The 16,089-nt window shown below is 38.7% G+C and carries 14 protein-coding genes; 11 read left to right on the top strand and 3 right to left on the bottom strand.

Annotation, left to right across the window (positions count from 1 at the left end):
- Positions 1-13: 13 nt before the first annotated feature.
- The 6 genes from TRESU_RS08015 (at position 14) to rfbB (ending at position 5,743) form a co-directional block, all read left to right on the top strand.
- Entirely contained in the window at positions 14-382 is a 369-nt protein-coding gene (locus TRESU_RS08015; protein ID WP_013701748.1) for a hypothetical protein, read from the top strand.
- Between the two features lie 82 nt (positions 383-464).
- Positions 465-2,222, top strand: coding sequence for a signal peptidase I (gene lepB / locus TRESU_RS08010; RefSeq protein ID WP_013701747.1), 1,758 nt, complete (start codon positions 465-467; stop codon positions 2,220-2,222).
- Between the two features lie 48 nt (positions 2,223-2,270).
- Positions 2,271-3,134 (top strand): LPS biosynthesis protein, encoded by an 864-nt coding sequence (locus tag TRESU_RS08005; protein WP_013701746.1) that lies wholly within the window; start codon positions 2,271-2,273, stop codon positions 3,132-3,134.
- A gap of 17 nt (positions 3,135-3,151) precedes the next feature.
- The gene (gene rfbA, locus TRESU_RS08000; protein WP_013701745.1) at positions 3,152-4,027 is read left to right on the top strand and encodes a glucose-1-phosphate thymidylyltransferase RfbA; all 876 of its coding nucleotides are present in this window, start codon (positions 3,152-3,154) and stop codon (positions 4,025-4,027) included.
- A complete protein-coding gene (gene rfbC, locus TRESU_RS07995; RefSeq protein WP_013701744.1) occupies positions 4,027-4,626 on the top strand; it encodes a dTDP-4-dehydrorhamnose 3,5-epimerase in 600 nt (199 codons plus the stop codon). The genes rfbA and rfbC overlap by 1 nt, the downstream gene beginning before the upstream one ends.
- A gap of 1 nt (position 4,627) precedes the next feature.
- Complete coding sequence (rfbB, locus tag TRESU_RS07990; protein ID WP_013701743.1) at positions 4,628-5,743, top strand: dTDP-glucose 4,6-dehydratase; 1,116 nt, start codon at positions 4,628-4,630, stop codon at positions 5,741-5,743.
- A gap of 55 nt (positions 5,744-5,798) precedes the next feature.
- Here rfbB and TRESU_RS07985 read toward each other — a convergent pair whose 3' ends face one another.
- Genes TRESU_RS07985 through TRESU_RS07975 form a run of 3 tightly spaced genes read right to left on the bottom strand, consistent with a single transcriptional unit; the run spans position 5,799 to position 10,300 of the window.
- On the bottom strand, positions 5,799-6,365 hold the full coding sequence (locus TRESU_RS07985; protein ID WP_013701742.1) for a hypothetical protein: 567 nt from the start codon (positions 6,363-6,365) through the stop codon (positions 5,799-5,801).
- Positions 6,366-6,422: 57 nt separating this feature from the next.
- Positions 6,423-8,450, bottom strand: a complete 2,028-nt coding sequence (locus TRESU_RS07980) for an ATP-dependent helicase (RefSeq protein WP_013701741.1) — start codon at positions 8,448-8,450, stop codon at positions 6,423-6,425.
- A gap of 29 nt (positions 8,451-8,479) precedes the next feature.
- Entirely contained in the window at positions 8,480-10,300 is a 1,821-nt protein-coding gene (locus TRESU_RS07975) for a methyl-accepting chemotaxis protein (protein WP_013701740.1), read from the bottom strand.
- Positions 10,301-10,688: 388 nt separating this feature from the next.
- On the opposite strand from TRESU_RS07975, the gene TRESU_RS07970 reads away from it, so the two are divergent.
- From TRESU_RS07970 to flgE, 5 genes are all read left to right on the top strand, one after another.
- Positions 10,689-11,978, top strand: coding sequence for a hexokinase family protein (locus TRESU_RS07970; RefSeq protein WP_013701739.1), 1,290 nt, complete (start codon positions 10,689-10,691; stop codon positions 11,976-11,978).
- 103 nt (positions 11,979-12,081) lie between these two features.
- The gene (locus tag TRESU_RS07965; RefSeq protein ID WP_013701738.1) at positions 12,082-12,714 is read left to right on the top strand and encodes a periplasmic-type flagellar collar protein FlbB; all 633 of its coding nucleotides are present in this window, start codon (positions 12,082-12,084) and stop codon (positions 12,712-12,714) included.
- A gap of 54 nt (positions 12,715-12,768) precedes the next feature.
- Entirely contained in the window at positions 12,769-14,151 is a 1,383-nt protein-coding gene (locus TRESU_RS14275) for a flagellar hook-length control protein FliK (RefSeq protein ID WP_013701737.1), read from the top strand.
- 21 nt (positions 14,152-14,172) lie between these two features.
- The gene (gene flgD / locus TRESU_RS07955; RefSeq protein WP_013701736.1) at positions 14,173-14,622 is read left to right on the top strand and encodes a flagellar hook assembly protein FlgD; all 450 of its coding nucleotides are present in this window, start codon (positions 14,173-14,175) and stop codon (positions 14,620-14,622) included.
- Between the two features lie 45 nt (positions 14,623-14,667).
- Positions 14,668-16,059 (top strand): flagellar hook protein FlgE, encoded by a 1,392-nt coding sequence (gene flgE / locus TRESU_RS07950; protein WP_013701735.1) that lies wholly within the window; start codon positions 14,668-14,670, stop codon positions 16,057-16,059.
- Positions 16,060-16,089: the final 30 nt, after the last annotated feature.

Below are 16,089 nucleotides of genomic sequence, written 5' to 3'. Positions count from 1 at the left end.
TCGGAGGCGAAAAATGTCAGAAGAAATCAATGAGGAGAAAAAAACAGAAGAAACTTCTTCTAGTAAAAAGTTGTTTGCAAAAACTCTAAAGCAGTATCTTGACAAAAGTGTTGAAGTTTCTAAGAAAGGTTTGAAATCAGCTGGTTCTGCAATAAGTGAATTTGGCGATAAGTCCGTTAACAAAATTGATATTGTTCAGCTGAAAAACCGCCTTGTAAAAAAATATCAGGAGCTTGGGCAGGCGGTTGCGGAGCAGCTTGCGGAAGACGGAATTTCAATTTCAAAAGATTCCATCGTTGTTTCTGAAAAACTTTCTTCAATAAAAGAGCTTAAAGAAAAAATCCATGAAAAAGAAGAAGCTTTGAAAAAGTATGAAAAATAAAAGCTGCTTCTAAATGGCTTGAATAAATTTTTCATGCGGTGAAATTGTGGCAACTGATTTTGTTTTGTGATAGAATATCCGCATGAAAAATTTTTCGTTGATTATAAAACTTAATTTAATTTGCTCGGCAATTTTTTCTGTTCTGTGTCTTTATATGCATCTGGATATTTCAGCCGTGGCATTTCCTCTTTCCGCAGGATTTACTGTTCTTCTTTATTTTGCTTCATACGTTGAGCTTGTAAAAAATAAATCAGTGCGCCGCTTGAATTCTGTGCGCCGTGTTTTTCAGTACGAGCCTTTTGTTTTTATAACGGCTTTTGTTATTCAGCGTTCTGGAAAATTTGGATTTCCTGCTGGCTTTGATTTTTTGTGCGCTTTTGCTTGGATTATGATTCTAGTTCTTTCTCTTTTGGCGCAGTATTTTCTTGCTGAAAAACGGATTGCGTCTCTTGATTCCGGCTGGGCTGAATTTTTAAAGGCAAATCCTTGCAAAAAGCCAAAGGGAATAAAGCGTGTTGCCGTTGAAATTCTTGAATGGATTGACGCGCTTTTTCAGGCTGTCTTTACAATAATGCTTTTGAACATTTTTATTTTTCAGCTTTACGAAATTCCGTCAGAAAGCATGGTTCCGACTTTTCTTATAAAAGACAGAGTTGTTGTTTTAAAATCTCTTGCCGGTCCGAAGTTTCCGCTTAGCAACGCAGGATTTCCGTATCTTCAAAAATACAAGAGAGGCGACATTGTTGTTTTTAGAAATCCGCATTACGGAAGCGACCGTGAAAATGAAGTGAAAACTTTTTTCAGCCAGTTTATTTATATGTGCAGCCTTACGCTTTTAAAGACAAATACAGATGAGCACGGCGAAATAAAAGCCGACCCTCTTGTAAAGCGTGTAACCGCAGTTCCGGGCGAACAGATTTATATGCTTGACGGAACTCTTTATTCGCGCACAAAAGATAATCAGGAATTTAAGCCTGTAGAGCAGGACTCTTCTTGGGCTGCCTGGAATTTGAATCCGCTTTCTTCAAAGATAAAGTCAAAAATACAGACAATTCCTCTTTCTGAATCACAGGCTGAATCGACTTTGAAAATTGAAGAGCAGCGCAGAACTCTTGACTTGAACAGCGCAAAATCTGAATGCGAAAAACTTTCCAAGGAATTTGCTCGTTATGCGCGTCCAAAAGAAAATTCAGGCAAATCTATAGAAGAAATTTTTTCAGCGCGGGATTTATTTGTCTATAATTTGTTTTCAAATATAAACAACGAAACGATTTCGCTTTTAACTGTAAAAGGAGGCTCCGATTGGGTTGACTCATTTCTGAACAGCTGGCACCGTGAAAATAATATTTTAAATCAGCTTGGAAGCGACGCATATATGGAATCAAGTTTTAGGCTCAATGTAATGGCAAAGCTTTTATTCGGCAGGATTCTTGTAAGAAATGCAAGCCTTTTAGCTTCGGAAATTCCTGTTTCAAAATGGCAGACTGATTCCGTGCGCATGGAATATCTTAAGGCGGCTCAGGAACTTTGCCTTTACATTCTTGAAATGGATTTAAGAAATCTTCCTGTTTTTCCTGCAAATGACAAGAATGGAAACGCTCAGTACATTCCAGAAAACTGCTATTTTATGATGGGCGACAACCGCTACAATTCTCTTGATATGCGCCATAGCTATGAGCAGACTTTAATTTCAATTTCGCCAATGGATTCAATGTCTGTAACTTACTATACAAGCCTTGCGCCTCAATATGTAAACAGAAGCCGTATGCTTGGAAAAGCCTGCTTTAGATTCTGGCCCTTGAACCGTGTTGGAATTCCTAAAAGCGGTTTGACTGACTAAAACTGAATTGTTATTGATTTTTGAAATAATAAATAATAGAATAGACTTATGACTGAACAGTACGAAAATAATAATGAAGATGAAATTTCTTTGATTGACTTGTTTGCGGTTCTTGTCCGCTATAGAAAACTTGTAGTTATAGGAACGCTTGCTGTTGCGCTTGCCGCCTTTGCATGGCTTTTTGTTCTGCCGAAATTTGTTCCTTCGTTGAATAAAAAAACACTTACGATTTCCTATGCGCTAAAAACAGAACGTTTGCCTGCTAGTGTTTTCAATGCGACAGGATATGATGTTATTAAATCTGCTGTTGATTATATGCAAGATCCTGCTGTAATTTCTGAGTGCCAAAGAGATTTTCATATTTTTGAAAACGCAGAGCAAGCAGTACTTGGAGGAACTTTTTCTGTTCAGTCGTCTAATGCTTCTGACCGAATTACACTGCTTTGCAAAATTCCTGCTGAAAAAGAAAATGAATTAAATGCTTTTATTTTAGAGCTTTTAAAAAGCACGAACTCCTATATAGAAGATTCTGCTATGCAAAGAATTAATTCATTGGAAGAAAATGCTGATAAAATTATTGAGCAATATGGAAATTTGAGTTTGCCAGTTGTTTGGAGAGAAGAAAATAAAAAGTCGGAAATAAAAACTATTTCTGTGTCTGTAAATTGTCTTGAGATTTCTTCAGATATAAAAACATTTAAAGCCAGCCATGATAAATTTGTTTCAGCTCCTATTCTTCTTTCTTCTGTAGTAGATTCTGGTAAAAGAACAATTAAATTTATTATAGTTGCAACTTTTGCCGCATTCTTTATTTTTGTTTTTACAGCGTTTCTTTTGAATGCAATTGAAAATATTAAGAATGATGAAAATGCTGTTTCCTTAATAAAAAAAGCATGGGACGAAGGAAAATAAATTTTTAGAGGTTTAAAATGAAGGGGATTATTTTAGCAGGCGGTTCTGGAACTAGACTTTATCCAATCACAAAAGCTGTTTCAAAGCAGATTCTTCCGTTGTATGATAAACCGATGATTTATTATCCGTTAAGTTGCCTTATGCTTGCGGGAATAAAAGAAGTTCTTATAATTTCAACTCCAAGAGATTTGCCTTTATTTAAGGAGCTTTTTGGAGACGGAAGCTGGCTTGGAATGAAATTTGAATATAAAGTTCAGGAAAAACCGCGCGGACTTGCTGATGCTTTTATTATTGGAAAAGATTTTATTGCAGATGACAGTGTTGCATTGGTTCTTGGCGACAACATTTTTTACGGACAGTCTTTCACTTCAACTTTAAAGCGCGCAAAAGAAACTGTTGAATCTGGAAAGGGTAGTGTGATTTTCGGCTATTATGTAAAAGAGCCTTCAGCTTACGGAGTTGTTGAATTCGATAAATCTGGAAAGGTTTTAGGAATTGAAGAAAAGCCTTTAGTTCCAAAATCAAACTATGCGGTTCCGGGACTTTACTTTTATTCAAATGACGTTGTAAAAATCGCCACTGATGTAAAACCTTCTGCCCGTGGTGAAATTGAAATAACTTCTATAAACAATGAATTCCTTTCAAGAGGAGAGCTTTCTGTTGAACTGCTTGGACGCGGAATGGCTTGGCTTGATACAGGAACTTACGACGGACTTTTGGAAGCAAGCAATTTTATTGCTACAATTCAAAAACGACAGGGAATGTATGTAAGTTGCATTGAAGAAATTGCATTCCGCAACGGATGGATTTCAAAAGAAGAGCTTTTGTCTCTTGCTTCAGGCTACAAAACAGAATATGGCCGTTATCTTGAATATATCGCAGGAGCAAACTGATGTTCGACTTTAAAAAATGCTATTCTTCTGACGGAACAGAATTTGCAGGACTTTATGAAATTCAGCCAAAAGTCTTTGGAGACAGCCGCGGATATTTTTTGGAAACTTACAGTGAAAAAGATTTTTTTGAAGCCGGACTAAAAATGAAATTTGTTCAGGACAATCAGTCATCTTCGTCAAAAGGCGTTTTGCGCGGACTGCACTTTCAGACAAGGCATCCTCAGGGAAAACTTGTGCGCTCATTGCAGGGAAAAGTTTTTGATGTTGCTGTGGATTTGCGCAAAGGTTCTGCTACATTTGGAAAATATTACGGAGTTGTCCTTGACAGCGAAAAGCAAAATCAGTTTTATATTCCAGAAGGCTTTGCCCACGGATTTTATGTGATTTCTGATTCGGCGGTTTTTGCTTACAAATGCACGGACTTTTATCATCCGGAAGATGAAGACGGCTTGATGTGGAATGATTCTTCAATTGGAGTTGACTGGAAGTCTGTTGGCGCAGGAGAAACTCCACTTTTAAGTGAAAAAGACAAAAAACATCTGGCATTCTCTTTTGATGCGGATTATTTTGATTTAAATGGAAAATGGCAGGGAAAATAAAATGCGCAAACTAAAAAATATTCTTGTAACTGGCGGTGCAGGTTTTATCGGCTCGAATTTTATTCACTATTTGTTTGGACTTTCTTCAGCGAATGGAAATCTTTTTAATGATGCAGATTTTAGCGGAAATGTTGTGAATGTTGACTGCCTTACTTATGCCGGAAATCTTGAGTCCTTAAAAGATGTTGAGGAAAAATTCGGCGGAAAGCGTTATTTTTTTGAAAAAGTGGATATTTGCAACCGCCCGGAAATTGAGCGGATTTTAAAGCAGTATGACATTGACACAATCATTCATTTTGCTGCGGAAAGCCACGTTGACCGTTCTATCTTGGGACCTGAAACTTTTATAAAAACAAATGTAATGGGAACTTTTACACTTTTGGATGCTGCCCGCAGTTTTTGGAAAAAGCCGGACGGAACATTCAGGGATGATGTTCTTTTTCATCATATTTCAACAGATGAAGTTTACGGTTCACTTGGTGAGACAGGATATTTTACAGAAACAACTCCTTATGATCCTCGATCTCCGTATTCTTCTAGCAAGGCAAGTTCTGACCATATTGCAATGGCGTATTTCCATACTTATGGTTTGCCGCTTACTTTAAGTAACTGCACAAACAATTACGGACCTTATCAGTTCCCTGAAAAACTTCTGCCTCTTATGATTAGCAATATCCGCGACGGAAAGCCTCTTCCTGTTTATGGCAAAGGCGACAATATCCGCGACTGGATTTATGTTGAAGATCACAACCGCGCAGTTTGGCTTATTGTAAACAAAGGGCGCACTGGTCAGAAATATAACATTGGCGGAGAAAATGAATGGCAGAATATAAAGCTTCTTCATAAAGTGATTGAGCTTTCTGCTGAAAAACTCGGAAAGCCTGCTTCTGAAATTGAAAAAACAATCACTTATGTAAAAGACCGTCCGGGACATGACAAGCGTTATGCGATTGACTGTACAAAAATAAAAACTGAGCTTGGCTGGCAGCGCAAAATGACTTTTGAGGAAGGCTTGAATGCGACTGTTGACTGGTATCTAAAAAATACAGAATGGGTTAACCACATTCTTAGCGGTGAATACACAAAATGGATAGACGCTAACTACAAGTCAAGATAAAGCTAAAGGAAAAGCCTCACGAAAATGAGGCTTTTCTTATGCATAAAAATGCTGGTTACTGCCTTTTTACGAACTGTATAAAGTCTAAGTTCATTCCGACATCACCAGTTTTTTGCTCGGAATTCGCCTGAATTGTGATAAGAATTGTGCGCGGCTCGTCAATTGTAAAATAAATTGGCGCTCTTGTTGTAAGTTCCCAGGTTCCTAACGGCGGATTGCTTGGATAAACGCGGAAAGGCGTGTTGTCAATATAAACATAAAATGCGCTGTGGTCGGAATCTGTGGCTTTTTCTTTTATAAGGCATTCGTAAGTTCCGGCCGGAAACTTTACCTTGAGTTTAGCTGTTGCCGCCTCATCAAGAAGCCGCGCCGCAAACTGTCCGCTTGCATCTTTGTCTTGAACAACAAGAAAGTGATGAAGCAGCATGGACTCAACTTCATATTTTATTCCGATTCCAGAATATTCAATAACAGGAAGTTCTGTCAGCAATGGCGGCGGAGTCTGCTTGTCTTCAACTTTAAGGAATTCCGAATTCTTAGGCGAAGTTGCGCAAGAAAAAAATGCCAGTGCATATACTGCCGTTAAAATAGTAAAAACTGTTCTCGATAAAATTATTCGCATTTTTTCATTATAACACAAGAACTTTGCATTTGCAAATATCAATCTTGCTTGGAACTGTTAAATCTTTGGAACTCTTGGCTTTGCCATGTTTTTCAGCATGTTTTGCAAAAGCTCGTGGGCTGTTTCTGCATCCACTTCTTTTGAAGGCTCGTGATACTCAACAAGATTTTTTGGAATTTCATCAAGGAAGCGGCTCGGCTCGCATTCAACTGTGGATGTCATTTTTCTTCTGTGTGAGCATGAGGAAATTAAAAGCCTGTCTCTTGCTCTTGTAACTGCAACGTAAAAAAGCCGCCGTTCTTCTTCAATCGCCGCATCTCCGCCCTCTTCTACAGCATGGGCATGAGGCATAAGACCTTCTTCCGCTCCGGCAATAAATACAACTGGAAATTCCAGCCCCTTGCTTGCGTGGATTGTCATTAAATTCACTTTGCCTTTGTCCTGCTCGTCGTCCATGTCGTCACGTGAAATTAAAGTGATTCTGTTTAAATATGCGTAAAGACTTGTGTCGTCATAGTTTGGATTGTTTTCCCATTGCTCCATGCTCTTGATTAAGCTTTCGATGTTCATGTATTTGAACCTTGCGGATTTTTCGCTTTTGGGATTTTCTGAAATCAAGTAGTCAAAATAATTTATTTCATCTACTAAAGCGCGAACTTTTTTTGCAAGTCCTTTTCCAGAAAGCATGCTTTTGGAATTTTCTATTATATTTGAAAAGACTTCAAAATCCGCTTTTGTTTTTTCACTTACAGGGCATTCCTCTTCCGAAGATGACAAAATTGCCTGAATGGATTCCCAAAGAGAAAAATTCATTGTTGAAGCGACTTTGTTTATCGATTCGATTGCAGCCTTTCCGATTCCACGCCGCGGTGTGTTTATTATGCGCAAAAGATTTATGTCGTCGTCATGGTTTGCTATTACGCGCAGATAGCTGATAATGTCTTTTATTTCTTTTCGCTCAAAAAAACTTGTACCACCGCTCATTGTATATGGAATGTTGTTTTCAAGAAAAGCTTCTTCAATTGCACGGCTTTGTGTGTTTGCCCGGATTAAAACTCCAAAGTCGTCATAGTTGCGTTTTTCGTCTACGCTGATTCCAAGAATTCCTTCTGCAATAAAGTCAGCTTCTGCGGCTTCGTTTTCCGGCGAATAAAGCTCGATTGGTTTTCCGTTTCCGTTTCCGCTCCAAAGTTCTTTGTCTTTGCGGTTTGTGTTGTGCTTTATTACTCCGTTTGCCGCCGCCAAAATTGTGCCAGTTGAACGATAATTCTGCTCAAGTCTTATTTCAGTAACATCAGGAAAATCTTTTTCAAAATTGATTATATTCTGAAAGTCCGCACCCCGCCAGCTGTAAATGCTTTGGTCGTCATCGCCAACGACCGCGATATTTTTGTTTGCAAGAAGATGCATCATTTCGTACTGCTGATGGCTTGTGTCCTGAAATTCGTCAACCATTATGTAGCGGAATCTGTTTCTGTATGCTTCCAAAACTTCTGGGTTCTCTTTAAAAAGTTTTATCGGGAGCACAATCAAGTCGTCAAAGTCAACGGAATTGAAAAGCTTAAGCCCAGACTGATATTCTTCGTAAAGGCTTCTGTACATATCGCTTTCGGAATTCCAGCTTTTGCGTCCGGTTTTTATATCGCTGAACAATGTGCTTATTTTATAAAGATCCATTGCGTCTGCTGAAAATTTCAGTTCACGTCCGCTTTCTTTTATTAGAGCTTTTTTGTCGGTTTCATCATAAATTGAAAAATTTTCCCGGTAGCCAAGCTTTGTAATTTCCTGTCTTAAAATTCGGACTCCAAATGCATGAAAAGTGCTGACTGTAAGATTGTTCAGTTTTTTTCCAGTAAGCTCTTTTATGCGCTCTTCCATTTCTTTTGCGGCTTTGTTTGTAAAAGTGAGCGCAAGAATCTGGCTTTGCGGAATTCCTTTTTCAAGCATATTGGCGATTCTGTAAGTGATTACGCGGGTTTTTCCAGAGCCTGCGCCTGCAATTATTAAAATCGGTCCTTCAATTGTAGACACAGCTTTGTATTGCTCTGGATTGAGCTTGTCCTTTAAATCATTTTCAAGAGACATTTTTATTCCTTTTTTTTACTAGCTTTTTTTTATTCAGTTTTGTAGCTGTCAACAATTTTCTTTACAGATTCAGAAAGCTCAAGGTTTTCTTCTGAATGTGAATTTACTTTTCCGGCAAAATTTTTCATCTTTTCAAGGTTTTCAGAAGCGGTGCTTGAGCCGTCAAGAATTTCTGAGGCTTTTTCCTGAAGAATTGAAACCTGCTCTTCAAGAAGCGAATTTTTTATTTTGAGTTGTCCGGACGAAACAGAAATAGCATTGGAATCTTCATGAAGAATTTGCATCATGCTTTTGATTTTGCTCGATTCTGAATTCTGTTCATTAATTTTTTCGCATACACTTTGAATTGAAGTATTCATGCTTTTTATGCTTGATTCCAGCGCTTCAAATGATTTTGTAGAATTTGTAGAAGCTGAAACCATCTGTTCTACAGCCGACTCAATGTTTTCTACAAGTTCTTTTATCGATTTTGTCTGGGAGGCGGAATTTGTTGCAAGTGTTCTGATTTCGTTTGCAACTACACTGAATCCTTTTCCCGCTTCTCCTGCGTGCGCCGCTTCAATTGCCGCGTTCATGGCAAGCAAATTTGTCTGTGCAGAAATTTCGGAAATCACTTTGTTCGCTTCAAAAAGCTTAGTCGCAAGTTCCTGAATCGCTTCAATTTTCTTTGTGACTTCGGACTGGCATTGCTTTCCGTCATTGGATTTTTGAACAATATTTTCGTATTCACTGTTGATTCCAAAAATTTTTTTGTTGATTTCTTCTATGTTTTTTGTAATCTGGCTAACGGCATCTGTGGAATTCTGAATCGCCACGTGCTGATTTTTTGCTTTTTCGTCAAGCTCAATCACGGAAGTTACAACATCATCGATGGTTCCGTTTGCTTCCTGAGTTTTTTCAGTCTGCTCTTTTGCCTTTGAGTAAATATCTTCTATTAATTGACTTTCCGTTTCAATTAAGCTTGTTGTTTCGTGCGTCTGGTTTAAAAGCACATTTGAATTTTCGCTTAACTTTGAAACGGCTGTTTTCTCAGAAATAATCATTTTCTGAAGATTTTCAATTATTCTGTTGCAAGCTCTTGAAATTTCTGTAAGTTCGTTTTCACCTGACTCTAAAACTCTGGCAGTAAGGTCGCTTTCTCCGCCGGCAATTTCGTTCATTCTTGATGAAACTGCTGTAAGCTTCTTGAAAAATGAAGAAATCCATAGATATAAAATTCCTATGCAGATTATAAAAAGCGCAAGGCAGCAAATCGACATTGTAATCTGGCTTTGCTCTATAAGTTTAAGAATTGCAACAGCATCAAAATCGCAGGCAACAAATCCAATTGCATTATTGTCCTTTATAATCGGAGCATAAGCTGTAATTAGCCATCCCCAGTCTTTTTGTTTTTTAAAATCTGATATAATGATTTCTTTTTCCTGCAATACAATATGCGGATATTCACCGTAACTAGATAAGTCTTCAACAGTTCCTATTGGAGAAAAATTGTCTATGTCAACGCGTGTTGTGCTTCCGTCTACAATGTATGTAAAATTGTTTCCTCCGCTTGGAACCATTGTGTAAAGAAATTTGCACTGAGTCTGTGATTTTATAATTCTAAGTTCCTGATATAATTCTTTATAGTACGGATGAGAGTCATCAAGTGTTTCAGCAAGCTCTGAAAATCTGTCCGCGTCGATTTTATATAAAGCTCTTTTTACTAAAGATTCTCCCTGGGAAGAAAAAACAGAAAAAGCAGTTGACTTTATATTGTTGATTGCGACCATTGTTGTAATAACAGAAATGAGAATGATAAAAAATGATATGAATGCGATAAACTTAAATTTGTATGATTTTGTAAATCTCATAGAGTCCCCCTTGTGCATAATTTTGTACCAACAGCCTTATTTTCTTCCGCTAATTATATATGATAATTTCCATTTTGGATACATAAATTGATTGATAATCAGGGCAAACGCATTATAAATAATTTAAGTAAAGTTTGCGCGAAGAAACGGTTCCTGGGGGCAAAAACACTCTGATTGTTGCGGCCGCATGAGCGCTCAATTCTATAGTTACTTTGTAACAATCAGAGTGTAGCGCATTATTGCGCGATTTTGAACCAGGAAACCGTGCCTGGGAGCCAGTTTTATGCTGAATACAATTATAATGTGTTTGCCCTGGATTGATAATTATTGGTTTTATATTTATAATGCTAGAAATCTTTTTAATTTCAAATTTACAAGGAGTTCGTTTATGAACCGAAAAGTTGCGGCCTTTTTGGGCAGACACAATTTCAGCATCCATCAGGACATTAATTCAATTGTTGAAGCTATGCTTTTTGATATGAATGAAGGATTGAGCGGCCGTCCTTCTGGCGAGGATATGATTAGAACTTATGCGAATCCTCCATCTCAGGCTACAGCTGGAAAAAGTGTTATTGTAATTGATGCCGGCGGAACAAATTTCCGCTCTTGCCTTGTAACTTTTGATTCAAACGGAAATCCTTCAATTGATTTTATGGAAAAAACAAGAATGCCTGGTGTTGACCGCGAGCTTTCTAAAAAAGAATTTTTTGACCAGATTTCGGCGAACCTTGAGCATTTAAAAGACAAGTCTTCTAGCATTGGGTTCTGCTTTTCTTATCCAGTTGACATTCAGGAAGATGGCGACGGCGTTCTTATTAACTTTACAAAAGAAGTAAAAGCTCCTGAAGTTGAAGGCTCCCACATCGGAAAAGAACTTGAAAAAGCATTGAAGGAACACGGCTGGAAAAACAAGCTTCATGTTTCAATGCTGAACGACACGGTTTCTGCCTTGCTTGCTGGAGCTGCCGACCCGGATGAAGGAATGAAATATTCTTCTTACGTTGGATTTATTCTTGGAACTGGAATGAATTCCGCATACATTCAGACTGCAAGCCCGGAATACAAAAATTTAAAGACACAGATTATAAACTGCGAGTCTGGAAAATTCGACAAGGTTGCAAGAAGTGACTTTGATATTTCGTTTGACAAAAAAAGTGAAAAGCCTGGAATCGGCATTATGGAAAAACTTTGCTCAGGCGCATACATGGGACCGATTGCTTTTGAAGCTGTTACAGCAGCAGGCAAGGAAAATCTTTTTTCAGAAAAGCTTTCAGAAAAACTTTCTCAGCTTGATTCTCTTACTCAAATTGAAATGGATTCGTTCCTTCATGCTCCATATTCAACAAATTCAAAGCTTGGCTCAATTATGGCTGAATGCGCCAAGGACGATGACTACGATGTTTTGTTTCAGTTGCTTGATGCGCTTGTAGAACGTTGCGCTAGAATGGCTGCCGCAATTTTGTCTGCCTGCGTAATAAAAAGCGGGGAAGGAAAAACTGCCGATAAGCCTGTCTGCATTCTTTGCAACGGAACTTCATTCTTTAAAACTTATAAAGTTCGCCAGCGTGTTCTTGGTTATCTTGAAGAGATTCTTGTAAAGGAACGCGGACTTTACTTTGATGTAATCAGCCGTGAAAACGACATTACTCTTGGCACTGCGATTGGCGGTCTTCTTTAATGAAATTTATGAGGAAAGCTTTTAAAGTTTTCCTCTGTTTCTTTTTTGCATGGTTTTTCTTAGGTTTTTCTAAAAAAAGTCCGATAATCAACTGGAGCAATATATGTCAAACGCTAAAGTTTTAGGAAAATCAATTCTCCTCATCATTCTTATTTTAGTTCTTGTTTTGTTCGGACTTCTTTGGTTTGACTATCTGGGAATAATTCATGCTAAGAGAGCTTTTGCGCCTTTGTTTAAATTAGCTGGGCTTTCTCCGCAGACTTCTGTTTCAGCTTCATCTTCAAAAGAGCTTGTTGAGGCTGACCTTGACAATGACCGTTTTGCAAAAAGACTTGAGGCGCTTGATATTCGTTCGCAGGAGCTTGCAAAAAGAGAATCTGAAGTAAAAGAGCGCGAGGATGCGAATGCTCAGATTGCTCAGGAGCTTGAAGATAAAGAAAAAACTCAGGCTGAACGTGAAAAAACATTTAATAATTTAGTAAAAAAGTACGATGATAGAAGTGTAAACATCGAGCAAATTGTTGCTAATTTGAACGGTATGCCGCCAAAAAGCGCAGTTGGAATTCTTATTGAAATGGACGATCAGGACGTAATTGATGTTCTGCGCCGCGCCGATGAGATTGCTGCCGCCTCTGGTGAATCTTCTACAGTCGCATATTGGCTTTCGTTAATGCCTAGTGATCGTGCTGCTGAAATTTCACGTAAAATGGCAAACAAACCGCTTTCAATAAATTAGAAAAATTGCCTGTTAATGCGGCGCGCCGGTGTTTATAAAATCCGGAGGTTGCCCATGCAGGCATTAAGTTTACAGATTGTAAATCCACAGCAGGAACGCGATGTTTCTGTAAAGAAAATTCCAACTGCAAAATCTGAAGCTAAAGAACCGTCATTTAAAGAAATGGTGGAATCCGCTTCAAAAAAAGATCTGGCAGACAATTCTCCTTCCAAAGAAAAAGTTCAAAAAGTTTCAAATGATTCTGATGAGCCGGATGCAAATTCCGTAGAAGAAAAACCTAGCACAGAAGTTCAAAATTCTTCTTCGGCTGTTTTTGCTTCGTTTGCGGTTGTTCAAGAACCTTCTGTTCAGTCAGAATCTTCCGTTAATTTAGATTTTCAAACTGAACTTTCTTCTGATTCTGAAATTTTGCCTTCTAGCGAGCAGCTTGCGTTTTTGCGTTCTGAAGATTTTTCTTTGGAAAACAAAACAGATGATTTTTCTGCAGAAAACAATTTCTTTCTTTCGTTGAAGGAAATGCAGAATTTGCAGGCGGCGCAGAATCTTTCAGTTGACGAGCCTGGGAAATTCTTGGAAAACATAAAACCTGCCGGGCATTTTTCTTCTTCTGATGAAAAGTTGTCCCTTGTATCTTTGCAGTCTAGTCCAGATGAAACTGCGGTCTTGCAAAATTCCACGGAACTTTCTCAGCTTGGAATTTCTTTAGAATCTGGCGAAAAGAAACCGGATTTTTTCAAGCTTGAACTTTCTTCTTCCGATGGAAAAGGCGCAAAAGAAGTTCCGTCACTTTTTGAAAATATTTTTACAGTTACAGACGAGCGTTCCGTTGAGCAGAAAATCGCTGACTTTAAATCTGAAATGAAGTCTGATTATTCAGAGCAGGACAACAGTTTGAATCTTTCGCTTTCACTTTCTGAAACTGCAAAGCAGAACATTCTTTCTTCAAACAACCAAACCGCGGGAGCTTCCGGCTCTACGTTCCAGCAGATGCTTTCCCAGCAGATTCAGTTTAATGCGCCTGATTTTGTCCGCGCTGGAAACATTGTTTTGCAGGACAACAATTCCGGTTCAATAAACATGATTTTAAAGCCAGAAAATTTAGGAAATGTTAAAATAAATCTTCATCTTTCCGATAATGTGATTACAGGGCAGATTACTGTAAACAGCAAAGAAGCTTTCGATGCTTTTAAACAAAACCTGGAGACCTTAAAGCAGGCTTTTCAAAACAGCGGATTTGAAAATGCAAATTTAAGTCTTAGCTATGCCGACACTTCTTCCGGCTCATTTGCGCAGGGCGAACGGCAGCAGAGTAGCGAACAGTTCTTTTCTAACAAAGTTTACGGTGATTATGCGTCTTCCGCTGAAATTTCAGGAGCGGCTTCTTCACAGGCTGCATATAGCGCGGATTCTGACAGAAAAATCAGCGTTGTTGCATAATTTTAGTATACGGAGAAATGTATGGACGGAATTCAGTTGAATACAAGACTTAGCGATCAGGAAATGGCGAAGCTGAATATGCAGGTAGATTCTTTCAACAAGTCAATTACAATTGAAGGAAGAAAAGTTCAGCGCGACTTGGGAAAGGATGATTTCCTTAAGCTTTTGATTACTCAGCTTTCAAATCAGGATCCTACTTCTCCTATGGAAAATACAGAGTTCATTGCGCAGATGGCTCAGTTCAGTTCTCTTGAGCAGATGACAAATATGAATCAGGAATTTGCAAAGATGAATTCGATGCTTGTTTCTTCACAGGCTGTAGGAACAATCGGAAAAACTGTTGACATTACGCTTGGCGACACAAAGACGACTGGAGTTGTTGAAGCCGTAACTTACGGAGCAAATCCGCAGGTGCGTGTAAATAATATGTATTATGACATGAAACAAATCTCCGCAGTTTACGGAGAATGAGTTCAGGTTGGGGAACTCTATAAAAAATCATAAGAGGGTAAATTTATGATGAGATCACTTTATGCAGGCGTTTCGGGCTTGCAGAATCACCAGACAAGAATGGATGTAATTGGAAACAACATTTCCAATGTAAACACTTACGGATTTAAAAAAGGCCGTGCTACTTTTCAAGACATGATAAGCCAGCAGATTAACGGTGCCGCGCGTCCTACAGAAGAAGTGGGCGGTGTAAATCCTAAGGAAGTTGGACTTGGAATGAGTGTTGCTACAATCGACACAATATTTACACAGGGAAACCTTCAGACAACAGGAAACACAACTGACCTTGCGATTCAGGGAAACGGATTCTTTGTTCTTAAAAACGGAGATGAAACTTTCTATTCACGCGCAGGTGTTTTTGGAACAGACTCAAACGGAACCCTTGTGAATCCTGCTAACGGACTTCGTGTTCAGGGATGGATGGCAGAAGATGTAAACGGACGTCAGGTTGTGCGCACTTCCGCAACTCCTACAGATTTGGTGATTCCAGTTGGCCAGAAAGACCCGCCTAAAGCAACAGAAAATGTAAGATATTTCTGCAACCTTAACAAGAACACACCAGAAATACCTGACAATCCGACTGCGGATCAGGTTATTGAAGGAACTTGGCAGACAGAAATTGATATTTACGATACTTATGGAAATGCTCATCAGGTTCAGATGAATTTTGCAAAAGTTCCTGGAAATCCAAACCAGTGGACAGTTACTGTAAATGTTGATCCGGACAACGCTGACTTTACTCAGACAAGAATCGGCTTTGGAACAACAGACGGTGTGCAAAATACTTACACTTTGAATTTTGATAACACAGGAAAACTTCAGTCTGTAGTTGACAGCGCAGGAAATCAGTCTAATCCTCAGGGCGAAATTGTTCTTCAGGCTTCTTATGCTGTTGCTGATTCAAATGCTGATGCAAACGGAAATCCATACCGCCAGACTTTCAACTTGAACCTTGGAACAATCGGTTCAATGGAAAACACAATTACTCAGGCCGCCTCAAAATCTACAACAAAGGCAAATTATCAGGATGGCTACAAACTCGGCTATCTTGACAATTTTAAGATTGATCAGTCTGGAATAATCACAGGCGTTTATTCAAATGGTTCTGTACGCACAATCGGACAGGTCGCAATGGCAAGCTTTACAAACCAGGGCGGTCTTGAAAAGAAAGGAGACAACACTTACGCGGAATCAATCAACTCTGGAATGGCTAACATCGGCGAAAGCGGAACACAAGGAAAGGGAAGTATGCTTTCTGGAACATTGGAAATGTCAAACGTTGACCTTACAGAGCAGCTCACAGACATGATTGTAACTCAGCGCGGATTTGAATCGAACGCAAAGACAATTCAAACTGGAGATTCAATGCTTGAGACTGTTTTAGGCTTGAAACGCTAATTTAGTTGAACTAGGAATCTTTAGAAAGTA

The sequence above is a fragment of the Treponema succinifaciens DSM 2489 genome (assembly GCF_000195275.1).
GTDB lineage: Bacteria > Spirochaetota > Spirochaetia > Treponematales > Treponemataceae > Treponema_D > Treponema_D succinifaciens.
Note: the sequence above shows the minus strand (reverse complement) of the source record. Positions and strands in the feature narration are given on the sequence as shown.

Bases quoted from the DNA above. Each gene is read 5' to 3' on its own strand.
- flgE (WP_013701735.1), top strand. From the start codon at position 14,668: ATGATGAGATCACTTTATGCAGGCGTTTCGGGCTTGCAGAATCACCAG.
- TRESU_RS07980 (WP_013701741.1), bottom strand. From the start codon at position 8,450: ATGTCTCTTGAAAATGATTTAAAGGACAAGCTCAATCCAGAGCAATAC.
- TRESU_RS07965 (WP_013701738.1), top strand. From the start codon at position 12,082: ATGTCAAACGCTAAAGTTTTAGGAAAATCAATTCTCCTCATCATTCTT.
- TRESU_RS07970 (WP_013701739.1), top strand. From the start codon at position 10,689: ATGAACCGAAAAGTTGCGGCCTTTTTGGGCAGACACAATTTCAGCATC.
- TRESU_RS07975 (WP_013701740.1), bottom strand. From the start codon at position 10,300: ATGAGATTTACAAAATCATACAAATTTAAGTTTATCGCATTCATATCA.
- flgD (WP_013701736.1), top strand. From the start codon at position 14,173: ATGGACGGAATTCAGTTGAATACAAGACTTAGCGATCAGGAAATGGCG.
- lepB (WP_013701747.1), top strand. From the start codon at position 465: ATGAAAAATTTTTCGTTGATTATAAAACTTAATTTAATTTGCTCGGCA.
- rfbA (WP_013701745.1), top strand. From the start codon at position 3,152: ATGAAGGGGATTATTTTAGCAGGCGGTTCTGGAACTAGACTTTATCCA.
- TRESU_RS14275 (WP_013701737.1), top strand. From the start codon at position 12,769: ATGCAGGCATTAAGTTTACAGATTGTAAATCCACAGCAGGAACGCGAT.
- rfbC (WP_013701744.1), top strand. From the start codon at position 4,027: ATGTTCGACTTTAAAAAATGCTATTCTTCTGACGGAACAGAATTTGCA.
- TRESU_RS08005 (WP_013701746.1), top strand. From the start codon at position 2,271: ATGACTGAACAGTACGAAAATAATAATGAAGATGAAATTTCTTTGATT.
- TRESU_RS07985 (WP_013701742.1), bottom strand. From the start codon at position 6,365: ATGCGAATAATTTTATCGAGAACAGTTTTTACTATTTTAACGGCAGTA.
- TRESU_RS08015 (WP_013701748.1), top strand. From the start codon at position 14: ATGTCAGAAGAAATCAATGAGGAGAAAAAAACAGAAGAAACTTCTTCT.
- rfbB (WP_013701743.1), top strand. From the start codon at position 4,628: ATGCGCAAACTAAAAAATATTCTTGTAACTGGCGGTGCAGGTTTTATC.